The sequence below is a fragment of the Rugosimonospora africana genome (assembly GCF_016862975.1).
GTDB lineage: Bacteria > Actinomycetota > Actinomycetes > Mycobacteriales > Micromonosporaceae > Rugosimonospora > Rugosimonospora africana.
Window position 1 is genome coordinate 75,304 of sequence record NZ_BONZ01000077.1, and the last position, 17,349, is coordinate 92,652.

Here is a 17,349-nt window from a genome sequence, read left to right on the forward strand (position 1 = left end):
TGGAACGGATCAGTCACCGACTGCTCCTGACCAGCTCGACCAGCCGGCTGACGACCTCGTCGATGCCCAGCTCGGTGGTGTCCAGCACCACGGCGTCCGGAGCTTGCGCCAGCGGGTCCGCGGCGCGGCTGGAGTCCAGCGCGTCCCGGCGGGCCATCGCCGCCGCGGTGGTCTGCAGGTCGGTGTCGTGTTCGGCGCTGCGCCGCTGCGCCCGGGTGGCCGCAGAGGCGGTCAGGTATACCTTCAGGTCGGCGTCGGGTGCCACCACCGAGCCGATGTCGCGCCCCTCCACCACGATCCGGTCGGCCTCGGCGATGATCTCCCGCTGCCGGGCCACCAGCAGCGCCCGCACAGCGGGCACCGCCGAGACCGCGGACACCGCGCCGGTCACGTCCGGACCGCGGATCTCGCCGTCGACCACCTCGCCGTTGAGCCGGATGTGCGGGTTCTCCGGGTCGGTACCGCTGTCCAGCGTCACCTCACTGGCGATCTTGACGACCGCCTCGGCGTCGGTCGGATCCGCGCCCGCCGTCAGCACCGCCAGGGTCACCGCGCGGTACATCGCCCCGGTGTCCAGGTAGCCCGCGTGCAGCTCGGCGGCCAGCCGCCGGGACACCGTCGACTTCCCGGAACCGGACGGCCCGTCGACAGCCACCACCCACGCGTCCACGCCTTCGTCTCCCTACTGCTCGGCCAACCCACACCAATCATGCCGGGTCGGCCGGACCCGGCACGCGGCGCGCCCCTACTCGCTACTCGCCGACGGCCTTGAACAGCGCCGCCACCTCGGCGCGGCCCAGGCGCCGGTGCCGTCCCGGGCGCAGATCGCCCAGCCGTACCGGTCCGATCGCGGTGCGCACCAATCGGGACACCGGGTACCCGACCTCGTCCATCAACCGTCGCACGATGTGCTTACGCCCCTCGTGCAACACCAGTTCCACCAGTACCCGACCGGGCATGGAGTCGACCAGCCGGAAGTTGTCCACCCGTACCGGACCGTCCTCCAGTTCGATGCCGGCGGTCAGTTGCTTGCCGACCCCGCGGCGCATCGGCCCGGGCACCTCGACCAGATATGTCTTCGGCACCCCGAAGGACGGATGCATCAGCTTGTGCGCCAGCCCACCGTCGTTGGTCAGCAGCAGCAGCCCCTCGCTGTCCGCGTCCAGCCGCCCGACGTGGAAAATCCGTTCCGGGATGTTGCTCAGGAAGTCAGCGATCGCCTCCCGGCCGCGTTCGTCGGCCATCGTGGAGACCACCCCACGCGGCTTGTTCAACGCCAGGTACACCAGGTTCGCGTCGACGATGACCCGCTCGCCGTCCACGTGGATCTCGGCGGCGCTCGGGTCGACCTTGTCGCCCAGGGAGGCGGTGCGCCCGTCGACGGTCACCCGCCCGGCAGCGATCAATTCCTCGCTGGCCCGGCGGGAACCGACGCCGGCAGCGGCGAGGACCTTCTGGAGCCGCTCAGCGTTGGGCATCGGCGATCTCATCCACATCATCAGGTAGGAACGGGGCAAGCGGCGGCAGCTGATCCACCGAGTCCAGTCCGAGCTTTTCCAAGAACAGGCTGGTCGTGCGGTAGAGGTGGGCACCGGTCTCCGGCTCGGCACCGCAGTCCTCGATCAGGCCGCGGGTTACCAGGGTACGCATGACCCCGTCGCAGTTGACACCGCGGATGGCCGAGATCCGCGAACGGGTCACCGGCTGCTTGTACGCGACGACCGCGAGAGTCTCCAGGGCCGCCTGGGTCAGGCGGACAGACTGCCCGTCGAGCACGAATCGTTCGACATACGGGGCGTACCGGGTCCTGGTGTACAGCCGCCAGCCACCGGCCGCCCGGCGCAGCTCGAAACCGCGCTCCTGCCCCTCGTACTCCTCGGCCAACGCGGACAATTGCTCGCCGACGCGCTCGGCCGGCTGCTCCAGCGCGTCGGCGAGAACGCCTTCGGTGACCGGTTCGTCGACCACGAGCAGGATGGCCTCGATCGCGGCACGCAGCTCGGCAGCCGGCAACTGCGCGATCGGCGGCAGTTCGCCGGCCCCGTCCTCGATGGGCAGCGGCAGCGCGTCCTGGCGTGAAGCCGTGCCCGAGCCGGCCGGCGAGACAGGGCTTTCGGCCGGCTCGGCGGCGGCCTCGCTGACCGGCGCGGCATCGGTGAACGGGGGCGCCTCGGTGACCGGCGGCCCGTCGGTGAACGGGGGTGCCTGCGTGACCGGTCCGCCCTCGTCGGTCGGCTCGGCCTCGTCCACCGGCTCGGTGTCGGCGAACGGCTCGGCCCGCGCGATCGGCCCGCTCTCGGCGAACGGTACGGCTTCGGCGACCCGGTGCGCCCCCAGGGACGCGTCGGCCCGGGCGAGCGCCTCGGGCTGCCCGGCGACCTCATCGTCCTGCGCCGGCGGTGCGTCCACGGGCGGTGTGCCGGCCGGCTGCGCGGTCGCCTGTTCCGACCCGGCCGAGAACTCCAGCGCACCCGGCTGCGGGTCGGCCGTCGCCGCGCCCGCCGGACGCGATTCCGCAGACCCGTCCGCCGCGAGCGAAGCCGACTGCGCCGCCTGTGATCCGACTGGCTCCGGCTCCGCCGGCGCGTCCGGCTCACCCGGCGGCTGCTCGGCCGGCGGCTGCTCGACGGGCGCCACCGGAAGCGGCTCGGGCACCAGCGCCGGCTCGCCGACCGGCTCCGGCACCGGCTGCGCGACCGGCCCCGGCTCCGCGGCCGGGTCGACCGTCGGCGTCGCCGTGCGCTCCGGCTCGGTTTCCGGCTCCGGTACCGCCGCCGGCCCGGCGCCCGGCTCCGTGCCCGTCTCTACGGTCGCCCCCGGCTCAGCATCGGCCTCCGGCCCACGCTCGGACGCCGGCCCACGCTCGGACGCCGGCCCAGCCTCCGGCTCCGGCGATGGCGACGACTCGGCCGATGGTTCGGGCTCGTTGTCCGGCTCCGGCTGGCGCTCCCGCGCCCACGGCGGAATCCACGCCGCAGCCTGACTGGCCAGCGAATCGTCCGCCCTGTTGTCACTCATCCCGTTTCTCCCCGTCCGTCGGCTCCGGCGCCGGCCCAGACCCCGGCTCCGCGGCCGCCACAGACGCCCGTTCCGACTCCGCTGCCGGCTCAACCCCGGCCTGCGGCTGCGCTGTCGCCTCGACCCCCGCCTGCGACTCAGCCCCCGACTCGGCTCCGGGCTCCGACTCCGCCTGCGTGCCCTCGAACTCGTCGATCTGAACGTCGGCGGACCCGGTGTCCTCCGCGGCCGTCCACCGTACGGTCAGCTCCCCCAGTGCCTCGACCTGCTCGAAGGCCACCACCCCCTGGCGGTACAGCTCGAGCAACGCCAGGAACCGGGCCACCACTTCCAGGGTCGACTGGCAATCCGCGCACAGTACCCGGAATGTCGCCACCCGCGCCTGCATCAGCTTCTCGCGCAGCAACGCCGCGTGTTCCCGGACACTGACCCGGACCATGTGCACGTGCGAGATGGAGACCGCGGGCGGCTGCTTGGGGGCCAACGCCCGGGCGGCCAGTTCGGCCAGCCGGGCCGGCCCGATGCCCAGTACCAGATCCGGCAGCGCCTCGGCGTACTGCGGCTCCAACCGCACCGCCCGCGGCCACCGCCGCGCCCCGGTCTCCGACAGCGTCGCCAGGACCGCCGCGGCCTCCTTGAACGCCTTGTACTGCAACAGCCGCGCGAACAGCAGGTCGCGCGCCTCCAGCAGCGCCAGGTCTTCCTCGTCCTCGACCGCCGCGGCCGGCAGCAGCCGCGCCGCCTTCAGGTCCAGCAGGGTCGCGGCGACCACCAGGAATTCGCTGGCCTCGTCGAGGTCCCAATCGTCACCCATGGCCCGGATGTACGCGATGAACTCGTCCGTCACCTTATGCAACGCGACTTCCGTCACGTCCAGCTTGTGCTTGCTGATCAGCTGGAGCAGCAGGTCGAACGGTCCGGTGAAGTTCGTCAGGGTGACCTGGAAACGGCTCGTGCCGGCCGGCTCCACGGCCGGATCAGCCGCAGCCTCCACGCTCGGATCATTGGCCGGCTCCGCGACCTGGTTTCCGACCGTCGCCACATCGGCCGGGGCGCCGGCATCGACGTCGACGCCCTCCGGCGCGGCATCCGGGGAGACTTCGGGCAGAGTCACGACAGGAACCCTACCCAGCTCGGTGGATCAGGAGCGCTCGGCGTGCGCCGCGATGACCTCACGGGCCAGCTGCCGGTAGTTGCGGGCACCCGAGGACGCCGGATCCAGCGACGTGATCGGGGTGCCGGCCACCGTCGACTCCGGGAACTTGACGGTCTTGGTGATCACCGTCTGGTAGACCTTGTCGCCGAACGCCTCGACCACCCGCTGCAGTACCTGCCGGCAGTGCGTGGTGCGCGAGTCGTACATGGTGGCCAGGATGCCTTCCAGCTCCAGGTCGAAGTTCAGCCGCTCGCGCACCTTGTCGATGGTGTCCAGCAGCAGTGCCACACCGCGCAGGCTGAAGAACTCGCACTCCAGCGGGATGAGCACACCGTGCGCGCAGGTCAGCGCGTTGATTGCGAGCAGGCCCAGCGACGGCTGGCAGTCGATCAGGATGAAGTCGTATTCCTTGAGTACCGGACGCAGCAGGCGCGCCAGGGCCATTTCCCGGGCCACCTCGGTGACCAGCTGGATCTCCGCCGCGGACAGGTCGATGTTGGCCGGCAGCAGATGCAGCCCGTCGACATCGGTTTTGATGCGGATGTCGTCGAGCGTGCAGTCGTCGTGCATCAGCAGGTTGTAGATGGACAGGTCCAGGTTGTGCGGGTTGACGCCGAGACCGACCGACAGCGCGCCCTGCGGGTCGAAGTCGACCAGCAGCACCCGCCGGCCGTACTCGGCCAGCGCCGCACCCAGGTTGATGGTGGTGGTGGTCTTACCCACGCCACCCTTCTGGTTGGCCATCGCGATGATGCGGGCGGGACCGTGGGCGTCCAGCGGTACCGGCTGGGGAATCGGCCGGCGCTGAGTGAATGCGGTGGGATCGGCCGGCCCGAGCTCCGCGCCGAGATCGACCCCGGACTGCTCCGCGCGCATCTGCGAGGTCCACGATTCGGCCTGGTGCTCGATGCCTGTCATCTTGTTACGCCCTTCCCGACGACGGGTCGGCGCCGCCGCTCGCGGACTTCCAGGTGCCTGTGCAGGAGTACGCGTCGTGGCCCGACTGTACGCCACCGGACGGGCCCAACCGTGCAGCCCAGCCGGCGTGTTGCGGCGGCTGTCGCGGACCAGCGTACGGGGTGTCCGGAAGGCGCCCACTGGGCACAGCGGGAGCCGGTTTGTGACGGACGCGGGCACAGGCCCGATAGGCGAAAATTGGCGAGAATCAGGCCAGGCCGAGTGCCTGGAGCGCGCTGACGACCGCCGCGGAGGGCTGGCCGCACGAGTTGACCGGGATGTGCGGTTGGTACGCCTTGCCGGTGCCGTCGACGAGCCAGAAGGTCGGCATCAGGATCCGGTAGTCCGGGCACATGCCGTGGCTCCGCGGTGCGTCGGGCTGGTGCAGCGCCGAGACCAGTGGCGCGAGGTTGCCGTGCTTGACGACGGGGACCCCGGGCTGGTTCACCGGGCCGCCGTCACCGGGGCGCGACCCGGCCACCGGGCACGATGCGGCCTCGGCCCAGTCCCGGTCGGGAAGCGTGCCGGGGACCGTGGCCGGCCCGCCACAGGTCAGCGAGCTGAGTGGTACAGGCTTCGCGGTGCCCGTACCGGTCGCGCCGCCGCCGGTCGCTCCGGTGCGACCCGGCCCGGGCGTCGCCCTGCCGCCGGTGCTCGGCGCACCGGCCGGCGCGCTGGGGGCCGGGCTGGCCGGGACCGGGCTGATGCTCGGTGTGCCGACGGCGCCCGACGAGGCGGTGTGGGCGGTACTCGTCCCGACGCCCGCACCGCAGCCCGCCAGGGCCGCGGCCGCCAGACTGGCCACCGCGAGCGCGGAAAGCGTCCGGTACCGGCGCGTGTCCATCACAACCTCCTTGCCCGGGGGCATCTCTTCGATCGGACGCGCACAGCATGCCACCGGTTCCCGCCGACCGTTGTACCTACTAGTATGTACAGCCCGGAGCGCCGAACCGAGGAGACCCCGTGTACGCCATGCAGTACGACGTCACCCTGCCCGCCGACTACGACATGGACATCATCCGGACCCGGGTGGCCACCCGTGGTCACCTGCTCGACGACCGGGCCGGGCTGGGCCTGAAGGCGTACGCGATCCGCGAGCGCGGCGTGGACGGCTCACCGGTCAACCAGTACGCGCCGTTCTACCTCTGGCAGGACCCCGGCCGGATGAGCGAGTTCCTGGTCGGCGGGGGCGGTTTCCAGGGCATCGTCGACGACTTCGGCCGCCCGGTCGTGCGGCACTGGACCGGCGTCGGGTTCCACCCCGGACCGGCGGTGGCCGACCCGCCCCGGGCGGCGTCGCGCCTGCTGACCACGCTCGCGGCCGGCACCGACCTCGCCAGCACCGACCTCACCGCCACGGACCTCGCCACCGCGGTCGCCCACGCCCTCGACGAGCTGAGCGCGCTGGCCGGCACCGAGGGCGTGCACTGCGCCGCCCTGGCCGTCGACGCGCATCACTGGCAGCTGGCGCGCTTCGTGCTGTGGCACGAGGACGTACCCGCCGCCCACGAGGCCACCGAGCGCTACCGGGTGCTGCACCTGTCCACCCCGGAAATGGCCGACATCCCAACCGGCCGGCACTGGTAGCCGGCAGCGAAGGAGCGGATCAGGACGCGCTAGCCTCGCCGCGCAGCCGGGCGATGTAGCGGTCCGCCGACCGGCGGATCGCCGCCGGCCCGTCCTTGACCACCACCCGGCCCCACCAGCCGCCGTACACCCGGTCGAAGGAGAACCGCTCCACCTGCCTCGCGATGTGCTCCACCGTCGCCTCATCCAGCGGGATCAGGTTCGGGTACGACCACATGAAGCTCACCCAGTCCCGGTCCTGCACCACCGTGATGGTGTCGCCGGTCAGCAGCGCGCCTCGACCGCCGGCCCCGGCCGGCCAGTGCAGTACGGCGGCGCCGTCGAAGTGCCCGCCGATGCGCGCCACGGTCACCCCGGGCACCGGGTTGACCTCGTCGTCCCACAGCTGCACCCGCGGCGACGGGCGCTGGATCCACTGCTGGTCGGCCGAGGGGATCAGGATCCGCGCGTCGAACGCGTCGGCCCACTCCACGCAGACGCCGTAGAAGTGCGGGTGGGACATGCAGATCGCCTCGATGCCACCCGCCCGCTCGACCTGCTCGCGGGCCGCGTCGTCGACCAGCGACGTGCAGTCCCACAACACGTTGCCTTCCGGGGTGCGCACCAGCAGCGCCCGCTGCCCGATGGCGTACTTCGGCTCCATGCCGATGCCCAGCAGGTCGGGCTCCTCCTCGCGCAGGTCGTTGGCGTGGTCGCGAGCGATGTCGGCCATCGTCGTCCATTGCTGGCCTTCCCAGCCGACGTACTGCCGCTCGTCCTGGCAGATCGGGCAGCCGGCCGGGGGCTCGGCCGAATCGGACTGCTGCACACCGCACGTGACGCAGACCCAGGCGGGCATGGAAGTTCCTCCTACGGGTACCCGTGATGCTCGGCCCATTCATCGGCCAGAATCGCCATCATGTACGCGTCGACCCAGGCTCCGTCCCACCGTAGCGCCTGGCGCTTGGCCCCCTCGGTGACGAAGCCCACCTTCTCGTACACGTGCCGTGCCCGGGGATTGAACCCGTAGACCTCCAACTCGACCCGGTGCAGCCCGACCGATTCAAATGCGTGCGCGAGCATCAACCTGGCGGCCTCGGTACCCAGTCCCCGCCCGAAGTGCCGGGGGCCGGCCAGCAGGATCCGGAACCCGCAGGACAGGTTGTCCGCGTCGAGTTCGTTGAGCACGACCTCCCCGACGTAGGTGTCGGAACCCTGCTCGACGATCGCCAGGTCCAGCCGGTCGTCGTGCACGGCGAGGCCGCCGTACCAGCGCCGCAGCGCCTCCAGGTCGGGTATCCGGTGGGTACCGGTCAACCGCAGCGTCTCCGGGTCCAACGCGGCCACGACCGTCGCGTCGTCCTCGCGGACCGGTCGCAGCCGCACCCGCTTCCCGACCAGAGTCGGCTTGTCGGCGAAGGAGACCACGGTCGGCATGGCGAGGATCATGCCTGGTACGGCGGCCCGGCCGCCACCGGGTTGCCTATCTCGAACGGGTGACGGCGACGGGATAGCTGTTCCGCACCGAAGAGCACGGCCTCGCGGTCGAGGTGAGTTCCGGATGGTGCGCGGCGAGCCAGGCTGTGCACCAGCGCCCGGGATCGCCGATCCCCCTCCAGCGGGCGCCGCGGGCCAAGAAAATGAGGCGATGAGGCGCCTGCTGCGGTCCCGGCCGACGGAGACCGACGAGCACCACCGGGCGACCAACTTCGAGATCTTCTTCGACCTGGTGTTCGTGTTCGCGTTGACCCGGATCATCGCGTTCATGGGCCGGCCGCCCACGTTCCTCACCCTGGCGCAGGGCCTGCTGCTGCTGTTTCTGATGTGGTACTCGTGGCAGCCGTACGTGTGGCTGGGCAACCAGGCGCGCGCCGACGTCGGGCTGATCCGCGCCGGTACCGCGTTCGGGATGGCGGCCCTGTTCGTGGCCGCGCTGGTCATCCCGGATGCCTTCCGCCGACCCGGCGCCGGCCTGGCGGCGCCGCTGACGTTGGCAGTCGCGTTCGGCGCGTCGCGCAGCCTGCAACTGGTCCTGTACTTCTACGTGGCGGCCGACGACCGGCGCCAGCGCCAGACCCTGACCCGCTTCTCGGTTCCGACCGCCGCGAGCTGGATACCGCTGGTTCTCGGGGCGGTGGCGGGCGGATCCACGCAGACCGTGCTCTGGCTCGTGGCGCTGGTCATCGACACCGGCGGCGGCCGGATCGCGTCGGCGGCCAGCGGCTGGTTGCTGCGCAGCGCGAGCCACTTCAGCGAGCGGCACAGCCTGGTGGTCATCATCGCGCTGGGCGAATCCCTCATCTCGGTGGGCGCCGGCGCCGGTCGGGCGGTCACCCGCGGCCCGGTCATGGTGGCGGCACTGCTCGGGCTGGCCACCGCGCTGTGCCTGTGGTGGCTGTACTTCGAGTACGTGGCGCCGGCCGCCGCCCGGGCCCTGGCCGGGCTGCGTGGCCTGCGGCGGGGGCAGATCGGCGGGGACGCGTACAGCATCACGCACTTCGGTCTGATCGCCGGGATCATCTATGTCGCGCTGGGCATCGAACAGGTGCTGCACGACACGGCCGGTCGTGACCGGCCCGACGGCCAGCCGCTGGGCTGGGTGTCGGCGACCGCGCTGTACGGCGGCGTGGTGCTGTATCTGGCCGGGCGCGCGACGTTCACGCGGCTGACCCTCGGCGCGGTACCTGCCAGCCAGGCGGTTGCCGCGGCCGTGGCGCTGGCGCTGGTGCCCGCCGCCCAGGCGCTGCCGGCGCTGGCCGCGCTCGGTCTGCTCACCGCGTTCCTGGTCGCCCTGTCGCTGTACGAATGGCGGCGCCCGGGCCAGCCGGTGCCCGCCGGTACCGGATGACCCGCCTCATTCACGCAACCCGGTCCGGCAACCGTTTCGCGGCCGCTGACGTCGAAGGCACGTGGCCAAGGTTCTGGACGTCATCATGCTTGTGGCGGTGGCGCTGCTCGGATATCTCGCGGGTCGGCGCTTCCCGCACGTGGGTGGGCGGATCAGCCGGTGGGGCAGTCGCTGCCGCGCCGCCGTGGTTCGGCCGCCGGGACCGTGGCGGCGGCGGTCACGACTGCTGTTCGTGGCCGGCGCGTTCGCCGCGACGGCCCCGGTGTGGCCGATCACCCAGCCGGCGGTCGCGGACGACAGGTTGGAGCCGGCCGAGGTCGCCGTGGTCGTGCCTGTGGTGCTGGTGTTCCCGGTCGCGTGGGCTCTGCTGGGCCGATCCAGGCCGTATGCCTGGCGCGTGGCCGTCGCACTGGTCGCGTGTGTCGCCGGATGGTCACTGTGGACGGTCGCGTTCGGCAGTTTCGGTACCCCGCCCACGATGGACGATGGGCTGCGCTGGTACCTGATCGGGACAGGGACCATCGTCGCGTGCGCGAGCACGGTCGAGGTGTGGCATCGGCGGCCACCCAGGCGGCCGACCACGGCGTGGCTGGCCGGCGCGCTCGGGTGGGCGATCGGCGTGGCGGCGACGGTCACCGTACCGGTCGTCGGCGACCAGCAGCTGCCGCCACGGGACGCGGTCCTCCCCCTGCCTCCGGCGATGGCCGTGGCGCACGAGGAGGCGCGCTGCGGCATGCCCGGCGGCTACGGTTTCGGTCCCCGCTCGTGCTTCCGCCGATTCACCATCTCCGCCACGGACGGCACGGACGGCACGGACGGCACGAACGGCATGGACGTGCGGGAGCTGGCCCGGCGGCTCGGCGAGCACCTGCGGCAGACCAAGGGCTGGCCGGTCGCCTGGGACGAGGTGTCGGCTGTCGCTGTCGGCTGCCGTCCGGGTGGTTGGCTGGATCCCTACGAACTCTGCCTCGACCTGCGGCCGGATGAGTCGACATCGACCGTGACGCTCCGGCTCGCGTACGACAACCGGCGAGAACCCGTTGTCTACTAGGCCGTGAAGCCGGCGACCAGCACGGCGAAGGCGGCGATGAGGACGGCGACGCGGGCGTAGTGATAGCGGTCCCAGCGGTTCGTCTGCTGCTTCCAGTCGGCGGGCCGATTGTCGGGGGTCCACGTCTTGCCCCGGTTGTTGATCGGGACGAGCAGCAGGATCGACATGATCACGCTGAGGATCAGCAGTGCGCCGGCGGCGACGACGAGGCCGGTGCCGTGGTGGTGCCATCCGGCGATGGCCGAGACCGCGACGAGGACGAGCGAGGTGATGTACCAGACCGGCATCACGGCGCCGAGCATCCGGCCCCCGTGGGAGCGGGCGAGCAGGCCGTTGTCGCCGGGGAGGCCGTCGAAGATCCGGCGCATGACGAAGGCGACGGAGAACTCCACCCCCACCATCACGCCGAGGACCACGGTGGTGAGCACCTCGAGTGCGTTGAGCATGACGACCCCTCCAGAATCTAGCGTTGATAGCTGACATGGCAACGCTAGCTCTACTGCCGCTCGCTTGTCTAGCGGTGCTAGGATCGGGTCATGTCGGTACAGGAACGCAAGGACCGCGAACGGGCGGACCGCGAACGCCTCATCTTGGCGACGGCCCGCGAACTCGCCGAGCAGCAGGGCTGGGACGCGGTCACCACCCGCCAGCTCGCCGAACGCATCGAGTACAGCCAGCCCGTCCTCTACAGCCACTTCCGCGGCAAGCGCGAGATCATCGGCGCCGTCGCCCTCGAAGGCGCCACCGAGCTGGCCGCGGCGGTGCGGGTCGCGGCCTCCGCCGCGGACGGCCCGCGCGCCCGGGTCACCGCTCTCGCCCGCGCCTACCTCGACTTCGCCGCACGCAACCCGGCGGTCTACGACGCCATATTCCAGCTCGACGGCGGCCTGGCGTTCGCGCAGGCGGACACCCCGGAACCTCTGAAGGACGCCTTCGCCGCCCTGCTGGAGAGCCTCGGAGAGGTCGCCGGCGACGGCGTCCACCCGGGGCTGTTCACCGAGGTGTTCTGGGCGGCCCTGCACGGGCTGGCGACGCTGAGCCGGGCGGGACGGCAGCCGCCGGAGTACACCGAGCAGAGGACGCAGCTGCTGGTGGACCGGCTCGCCGTCCTCTGACGCACCCTCCCGGCCGGCACACAGCCGGGGTCCCCCGCACCTGACGAGCGGACATGACCGCCGGCCCCGCGCGTCAGCGGGCCCGGGGGTGCGCGGTGGCGTACACCTCGCGCAGCTTGTCGACGGTCACCAGGGTGTAGATCTGGGTGGTGGTCACCGAGGCGTGGCCGAGCAGTTCCTGCACGACCCGCACGTCCGCGCCGCCGTCGAGCAGGTGCGTGGCGTAGGAGTGGCGCAGCGTGTGCGGGGAGATCTTCGACGGGTCAAGGCCCGCCGCGACGGCCGCGCGGCGCAGGATCGTCCAGGCGCTCTGCCGCGACAGCGGGCCGCCGCGGGCGTTGACGAACACCACGGGGGTACCGCGACCAGCCGCGACCAGCGCCGGCCGGCTGCGGACCAGGTACCCGTGCAGGGCCTCGGTCGCGTACCCGCCGATCGGTACCAGCCTGGACCGGCCGCCCTTGCCGCGCAGCAGCACGCCGCCGGAGTCCAGGTCGAGGTCGTCGACGGCCGCGCCGACCGCCTCGGAGATCCGCGCGCCGGTGCCGTAGAGGAACTCCAGCAGCGCCCGGTCGCGCAGCCCCAGCGGCCCGTCGGTGGGCACCGCGCCCAGCAGCGCCTCGATCTGCCCGATTTCCAGCGCCTTGGGCAGCCGGCGCGGCGGCGTCGGCGGGGTGATCGCCCGCGCCGGGTCGTCGGGTACCAGGCCCTCGCGGACCGCGAAGCGGTGCAGTCCCCGCACCGCGCTGACCGCCCGGGCGGCGCTGGCGGCCGACAGCGGCGGGTGCTCGTCGTCGCCCTCGCGCAGCCTCGCCAGGTAGTCCGCGATCCGGGTCGGGGTGACCTCGGCCAGCCCGGTGCCGTCCAGCGCCCGCACGTAGCGGGTCAGGTCCCGCCGGTACGAGCTGAGGGTGTTGGCGGCCAGCGCCCGCTCGACGGTCAGGTGGTCCAGGTACGCCTGGACCACCCGCTCCGCCGAGTTCACACCTGGATTATCCCAGGACCTCGTCCAGCTTCACCGACGGCAGACCGTGTGCCTCGGCGACCGGACCGTAGGTGACCTGCCCGTCGTGCGTGTTCAGCCCCATCGCCAGCGACTTGTCCGACTGCAGCGCCTCGCGCCAGCCGCGGTTGGCAAGCTCGACCGCGTACGGCAGGGTGACGTTGGTCAGCGCGTACGTGCTGGTGTGCGGCACCGCGCCGGGCATGTTCGCCACGCAGTAGAACAGCGAGTTGTGCACCCGGTAGACCGGGTCGGCGTGCGTGGTCGGATGCGAGTCCTCGAAGCACCCGCCCTGGTCGATCGCGATGTCGACCAGCACGCTGCCCGGCTTCATCCGGGACACGAGTTCGTTGGACACGAGCGTGGGTGCCTTGGTGCCGGGCACCAGGACGGCGCCGATGACCAGGTCGGCCTCCAGCACCGCGCGCTCGATCTCGTAGGCGTTGGACGCGACGGTCTGCAGTCGCCCCTGGTAGATCGCGTCCGACTGGCGCAGCTTGTTGATGTTCTTGTCCAGCAGCAGCACCTGGGCCTGCATGCCCAGCGCGATGGCGGCCGCGGACAGCCCGGAGACCCCGCCGCCGATCACCACGACCCGGGTCGCGTACACGCCGGTGACCCCGCCCAGCAGCGCGCCGCGCCCGCCGCCCGGTGCCATCAGGTGGTATGCGCCGACCTGCGGCGCCAGCCGCCCGGCCACCTCGGACATCGGCGCCAGCAGCGGCAGCGACCCGTCGGAGTTCTCCACCGTCTCGTACGCGATGGCGGTCACCTTGCGCTCCAACAGCGCCTCGGTGCACTTCTTGGACGCCGCCAGGTGCAGGTAGGTGAACAGCACCTGCCCGGGGCGCATCCGCGGGTGCTCCTCGGGGATCGGCTCCTTGACCTTGAGTACCAGCTCGCCGGTGGCCCACACGTCGTCGACGCTGGGCAGGATGGTGGCTCCGGCGGAAGTGAACTCGGCATCCGAGATCGAGGAACCTTCGCCCGCGCCGGCCTCGATGTAGACCTCGTGGCCGTTACGGACGAATTCGTTCACCCCCGCTGGTGTGATCGCGACGCGGTACTCCTGGTCTTTGACCTCGCGCGGGATTGCGACCTTCACGTTGACCCCTCTGGACACGGCGTGACCGGCCTCGTTGCCGACCACGCCCGGAGTTTAGATCGTCGTCGGGCGGTCAGCCGGCGACACAATGCCACCCGATCGGGCCGCCGCCTGTCAGGCTGGAAACCGGGTCGGTGACGGTGCGTTGCCGGCCGGGACCCCGCAAACCGGGCGGCCTGCGGGTACCGTCCGATCCTCCTCATACCCCGGAATCGCCGCGCGGCACCTGTCAGCGGCAACCGAACCTCAGGGGTGCTTGGCGTTGTCCAGACGTCGGGCCAGACCCTCGAGCAGCACGCGCAGCCCGAAGTCGAAGCGCCGCTGCAGCAGCAGCGAGCGGTCGTGGGTCAGGGCGTGCTCCCGGTACTCGCGCAACGCCGGGTACGGGGCGACCACGTCGGGCGTCGAGTCGTTCAGGGTCATGCGCTGCTCGCCGTCGCTGTGCCGGCGGGGCCGGCGCACCGGCCGGGGTGGGTCGATGGTCACCGAGCCCCGGACGTAGTCGACGATCATGTGGAAGGCGCCGTCCAGGTCGTCGCCGACGAACCCGGCCGAGCGCAGCAGGCGCAGCTGAGCCTCCGCGTACTCCCGCGCGTGCGGGCCGAACACCGGCCGGTTGTTGTAGACCTGCAGCGCCCACGGGTGCGCGAACATCATCGCCCGCAGCCCCTTGACCAGGGCGTAGAGGTCGGCCCGCCAGTCGCCGGTCAAATCCGGGATGGTGATCTCGGCCAGCACCTCGTCCATCGCCAGGTCGAGCAGTTCGTCCTTGTTCGCCACGTACCAGTAGACGGACGTGGCGCCGGCTTCCAGGCGGGCGCCCAGCCTGCGCATCGACAGCCCCTCTAATCCCTCCTCGTCTAGCATCTTCCGGGCCGTCTGGACAATTTGCTCCCGGCTCAAGACCGGCTGTTCGGGGCGACCACCCCGGAACCGGCGTGACCACGCGACTGGGACATTCCGCTCCTGCTCGGACACCGGGCCATAGTAGTCAATAGAACACTGTGCGTTCGAGAGCCAGATCAGCCGGCGACCACGGCGCGGTTCAGCCGGAAATCGGACAGTATTTCCGGCTGACGCAACCGCGGCGCTCGTGAGTGCCGTTGGGCTGTGCGCGCCTCCGCCACACTGGCTGCGCTCAGTGGGGACTGACGGGCGCGATCGGAGGCCGGGGCAGCGGAGTGTCCAGCGGCTGCCCGGCGGGCCACCCCTGATCGCGCAGCCGGGCCGCGGCGAGCAGGCCGACCAGGGCGGCCGCGTTGGTGATCTCGCCGCGCAACGCCATGGCGACCGCCTCGTCCAGCGGCACCATCCGGGTGACCAGGTCGGCCTCCTCGTTCTCCCGCTTGAAGCGCAGCTCGGTGGCCAGCGGGGACAGGTCCCGCGCGAGGAACAGCCGGATCACCTCGGTCGAGGCGCCCGGCGTGGTGTGCACGTCGACCAGCATCTCCCACCGCTTCGCGGACAGGTCGGCCTCTTCGGCCAGTTCCCGGGCCGCCGCCGCGACCAGGTCCTCGCCCTCGACGTCCATCAGCCCGGCCGGCAGCTCCCACAGGCGCGCGCCGACCGGGTGGCGGTACTGCTGCACGAGCACCACCCGTTCCTGGTCGTCGATGGCCACCGCCCCGACGGCACCGACGTGCACCACGTAGTCGCGCGACACGTAGTCACCGCCGGGCATCCGGACCTCGTCGGTGACGACCGAGAACACCGGCCCGGCGAACCGTTCGTGCCGGGCCCGTACCGGATGCTCGGACTGGGCGTCGGTCGTGCTGGTCGACGCCTCGGTCACCGCGATGCCTCGGTCAGCTCGACCGGCAGCCGGTCGGCGTCGGCGTAGGTCAGCGCCGCGCCGACGAACCCGGCGAACAGCGGGTGCGGGCGGGTCGGGCGGCTCTTGAGTTCGGGGTGCGCCTGGGTGGCCACGAAGAACGGGTGCACCTCGGGGTCCAGCTCGATGAACTCGACCAGCCGGCCGTCCGGCGAGCAGCCGCTGATCCGCAGCCCGGCCTTGGTCAGCACGTCCCGGTACGCGTTGTTGACCTCGTACCGGTGGCGGTGGCGCTCCTCCACCTCGGTCGCCCCGTACGCCTGGGCCACCAGCGAGCCCTCCACCAGCCGGGCCGGGTACGAGCCCAGCCGCATGGTGCCGCCCAGGTCACCGCGCCCGGCCACGATGTCGGCCTGCTCCGCCATGGTCGCGATCACCGGGTGCGTGGCCTGGTCGTCGAACTCCCGGGAGTTGGCGCCGTCCAGGCCGGCCAGGTGCCGGGCCACCTCGATCGTCATGCACTGCAGGCCCAGGCACAGGCCGAGCGTCGGGATGCCGTTCTCCCGCGCGTACCGGACCGCACCGATCTTGCCCTCGATCCCGCGTACCCCGAAGCCGCCCGGGATCACCACGCCGTCGACGCCGGCCAGCGCCGTGGCCGCCCCGGACGGGCTCACGCACTCGTCGCTGGGTACCCAGCGCAGCTCGACGCGGGCGCGGTGACCGAACCCGGCCGCCCGGATCGCCTCGGACACCGACAGGTACGCGTCGGGCAGGTCGACGTACTTGCCGACCAGCGCCACGGTGACGGTCTGCTTCGGGTGGTGTACCCGCTCCAGCAGGTCGTCCCACCGGCTCCAGTCCACGTCGCGGAAGGACAGCCCGAGCCGGCGCACCACGTAGGCGTCCAGCCCCTCGCGGTGCAGCACCTTCGGGATGTCGTAGATGCTGGGCGCGTCCGGGGCGGACACCACCGCCTCGCGGTCCACGTCGCAGTACAGCGCCAGCTTGTGCTTGAGCTTCTCCGGGATCTCCCGGTCCGACCGGCAGACGATCGCGTCGGGCTGGATGCCGATGCTGCGCAGCGCGGCGACCGAGTGCTGAGTCGGCTTCGTCTTCAGCTCACCGGACGGCGCCAGGTACGGCACCAGCGACACGTGCAGGTAGAAGCAGTTGTCCCGGCCGATGTCGTGCCGGATCTGCCGGATCGCCTCGAGGAACGGCAGCGACTCGATGTCGCCGACCGTGCCGCCCACCTCGGTGATCACCACGTCCGGGACACGGCCGTCCTCGTCCGGCGCCGCCATCGCCCGCACCCGTGCCTTGATCTCGTTGGTCACGTGCGGGATGACCTGAACGGTGTCGCCGAGGTACTCGCCGCGCCGCTCCTTGGCGATCACCTCGGAGTAGATCTGTCCGGTGGTCACGTTCGCCCGGCTGGACAGGTCGCGGTCGAGGAAACGCTCGTAGTGCCCGACATCCAGATCGGTCTCGGCGCCGTCCTCGGTGACGAACACCTCACCGTGCTGAAACGGGTTCATCGTTCCCGGATCGACATTGAGGTACGGGTCGAGTTTCTGCATGACCACGCGCATTCCCCGCGCGGTCAGCAGGTTGCCGAGGCTGGAGGCGGTGAGGCCCTTACCCAGCGAGGAGGCGACGCCCCCGGTGACGAAGATGTGCCTGGTCGTTCGTGCCGATGGGGCCAACGCCTGCTCCCGTGGTCGTATCCGTCACGCGCGATTACCGCGCGGTCCAC

18 protein-coding genes are annotated in these 17,349 nt (G+C 71.6%); 4 read left to right on the forward strand and 14 right to left on the reverse strand.

Annotation, left to right across the window (positions count from 1 at the left end; genetic code table 11):
* Window positions 1-13: 13 nt before the first annotated feature.
* The 6 genes from cmk to Raf01_RS36600 all read right to left on the reverse strand — a co-directional run bounded on the left by cmk (window position 14) and on the right by Raf01_RS36600 (window position 5,975).
* Entirely contained in the window at window positions 14-670 is a 657-nt protein-coding gene (cmk, locus tag Raf01_RS36575) for a (d)CMP kinase (RefSeq protein ID WP_239134248.1), read from the reverse strand.
* A gap of 82 nt (window positions 671-752) precedes the next feature.
* Window positions 753-1,496, reverse strand: a complete 744-nt coding sequence (locus tag Raf01_RS36580; RefSeq protein WP_373319690.1) for a pseudouridine synthase — start codon at window positions 1,494-1,496, stop codon at window positions 753-755.
* Complete coding sequence (scpB, locus tag Raf01_RS50070) at window positions 1,465-2,286, reverse strand: SMC-Scp complex subunit ScpB (protein ID WP_373319691.1); 822 nt, start codon at window positions 2,284-2,286, stop codon at window positions 1,465-1,467. The genes Raf01_RS36580 and scpB overlap by 32 nt, the downstream gene beginning before the upstream one ends.
* Before the next feature lie 724 nt (window positions 2,287-3,010).
* Entirely contained in the window at window positions 3,011-4,060 is a 1,050-nt protein-coding gene (locus Raf01_RS36590) for a segregation and condensation protein A (protein WP_203922717.1), read from the reverse strand.
* Window positions 4,061-4,159: 99 nt separating this feature from the next.
* Complete coding sequence (locus Raf01_RS36595) at window positions 4,160-5,092, reverse strand: ParA family protein (RefSeq protein WP_203922686.1); 933 nt, start codon at window positions 5,090-5,092, stop codon at window positions 4,160-4,162.
* 247 nt (window positions 5,093-5,339) lie between these two features.
* A complete protein-coding gene (locus tag Raf01_RS36600) occupies window positions 5,340-5,975 on the reverse strand; it encodes a hypothetical protein (protein WP_203922687.1) in 636 nt (211 codons plus the stop codon).
* A gap of 128 nt (window positions 5,976-6,103) precedes the next feature.
* Between Raf01_RS36600 and Raf01_RS36605 the strand changes: the two genes are divergently transcribed.
* Entirely contained in the window at window positions 6,104-6,718 is a 615-nt protein-coding gene (locus tag Raf01_RS36605) for a DUF4865 family protein (RefSeq protein ID WP_239134263.1), read from the forward strand.
* Between the two features lie 19 nt (window positions 6,719-6,737).
* On the opposite strand, the gene Raf01_RS36610 is transcribed toward Raf01_RS36605, so the two are convergent.
* On the reverse strand, window positions 6,738-7,556 hold the full coding sequence (locus Raf01_RS36610) for an MBL fold metallo-hydrolase (RefSeq protein WP_239134249.1): 819 nt from the start codon (window positions 7,554-7,556) through the stop codon (window positions 6,738-6,740).
* Window positions 7,557-7,567: 11 nt separating this feature from the next.
* Window positions 7,568-8,146, reverse strand: a complete 579-nt coding sequence (locus Raf01_RS36615; protein ID WP_203922690.1) for a GNAT family N-acetyltransferase — start codon at window positions 8,144-8,146, stop codon at window positions 7,568-7,570.
* Window positions 8,147-8,345: 199 nt separating this feature from the next.
* On the opposite strand from Raf01_RS36615, the gene Raf01_RS36620 reads away from it, so the two are divergent.
* On the forward strand, window positions 8,346-9,545 hold the full coding sequence (locus tag Raf01_RS36620) for a low temperature requirement protein A (RefSeq protein ID WP_203922691.1): 1,200 nt from the start codon (window positions 8,346-8,348) through the stop codon (window positions 9,543-9,545).
* Window positions 9,546-9,606: 61 nt separating this feature from the next.
* A complete protein-coding gene (locus Raf01_RS36625; protein ID WP_203922692.1) occupies window positions 9,607-10,596 on the forward strand; it encodes a hypothetical protein in 990 nt (329 codons plus the stop codon).
* On the opposite strand, the gene Raf01_RS36630 is transcribed toward Raf01_RS36625, so the two are convergent.
* Window positions 10,593-11,042, reverse strand: a complete 450-nt coding sequence (locus Raf01_RS36630; protein WP_203922693.1) for an anthrone oxygenase family protein — start codon at window positions 11,040-11,042, stop codon at window positions 10,593-10,595. The genes Raf01_RS36625 and Raf01_RS36630 overlap by 4 nt on opposite strands.
* 90 nt (window positions 11,043-11,132) lie before the next feature.
* On the opposite strand from Raf01_RS36630, the gene Raf01_RS36635 reads away from it, so the two are divergent.
* Complete coding sequence (locus Raf01_RS36635) at window positions 11,133-11,711, forward strand: TetR/AcrR family transcriptional regulator (RefSeq protein ID WP_203922694.1); 579 nt, start codon at window positions 11,133-11,135, stop codon at window positions 11,709-11,711.
* A 73-nt stretch (window positions 11,712-11,784) separates the two neighbouring features.
* Here Raf01_RS36635 and xerD read toward each other — a convergent pair whose 3' ends face one another.
* The 5 genes from xerD to pyrG all read right to left on the reverse strand — a co-directional run bounded on the left by xerD (window position 11,785) and on the right by pyrG (window position 17,299).
* Window positions 11,785-12,696, reverse strand: coding sequence for a site-specific tyrosine recombinase XerD (xerD, locus tag Raf01_RS36640; protein ID WP_203922695.1), 912 nt, complete (start codon window positions 12,694-12,696; stop codon window positions 11,785-11,787).
* 7 nt (window positions 12,697-12,703) lie between these two features.
* Entirely contained in the window at window positions 12,704-13,819 is a 1,116-nt protein-coding gene (ald, locus tag Raf01_RS36645) for an alanine dehydrogenase (RefSeq protein ID WP_203922718.1), read from the reverse strand.
* 246 nt (window positions 13,820-14,065) lie between these two features.
* Window positions 14,066-14,797 (reverse strand): TetR/AcrR family transcriptional regulator, encoded by a 732-nt coding sequence (locus tag Raf01_RS36650; RefSeq protein WP_275413129.1) that lies wholly within the window; start codon window positions 14,795-14,797, stop codon window positions 14,066-14,068.
* Window positions 14,798-14,957: 160 nt separating this feature from the next.
* Window positions 14,958-15,611: an NUDIX domain-containing protein gene (locus tag Raf01_RS36655; protein WP_239134251.1), complete on the reverse strand. Its 654-nt coding sequence runs from the start codon at window positions 15,609-15,611 to the stop codon at window positions 14,958-14,960.
* A complete protein-coding gene (gene pyrG / locus Raf01_RS36660) occupies window positions 15,608-17,299 on the reverse strand; it encodes a CTP synthase (RefSeq protein WP_203922696.1) in 1,692 nt (563 codons plus the stop codon). The genes Raf01_RS36655 and pyrG overlap by 4 nt, the downstream gene beginning before the upstream one ends.
* Window positions 17,300-17,349: the final 50 nt, after the last annotated feature.

Bases quoted from the DNA above. Each gene is read 5' to 3' on its own strand.
- Raf01_RS36630 (WP_203922693.1), bottom strand. From the start codon at position 11,042: ATGCTCAACGCACTCGAGGTGCTCACCACCGTGGTCCTCGGCGTGATG.
- Raf01_RS36615 (WP_203922690.1), bottom strand. From the start codon at position 8,146: ATGATCCTCGCCATGCCGACCGTGGTCTCCTTCGCCGACAAGCCGACT.
- Raf01_RS36600 (WP_203922687.1), bottom strand. From the start codon at position 5,975: ATGGACACGCGCCGGTACCGGACGCTTTCCGCGCTCGCGGTGGCCAGT.
- Raf01_RS36605 (WP_239134263.1), top strand. From the start codon at position 6,104: ATGCAGTACGACGTCACCCTGCCCGCCGACTACGACATGGACATCATC.
- Raf01_RS36620 (WP_203922691.1), top strand. From the start codon at position 8,346: ATGAGGCGCCTGCTGCGGTCCCGGCCGACGGAGACCGACGAGCACCAC.
- Raf01_RS36635 (WP_203922694.1), top strand. From the start codon at position 11,133: ATGTCGGTACAGGAACGCAAGGACCGCGAACGGGCGGACCGCGAACGC.
- Raf01_RS36580 (WP_373319690.1), bottom strand. From the start codon at position 1,496: ATGTGGATGAGATCGCCGATGCCCAACGCTGAGCGGCTCCAGAAGGTC.
- Raf01_RS36610 (WP_239134249.1), bottom strand. From the start codon at position 7,556: ATGCCCGCCTGGGTCTGCGTCACGTGCGGTGTGCAGCAGTCCGATTCG.
- Raf01_RS36595 (WP_203922686.1), bottom strand. From the start codon at position 5,092: ATGACAGGCATCGAGCACCAGGCCGAATCGTGGACCTCGCAGATGCGC.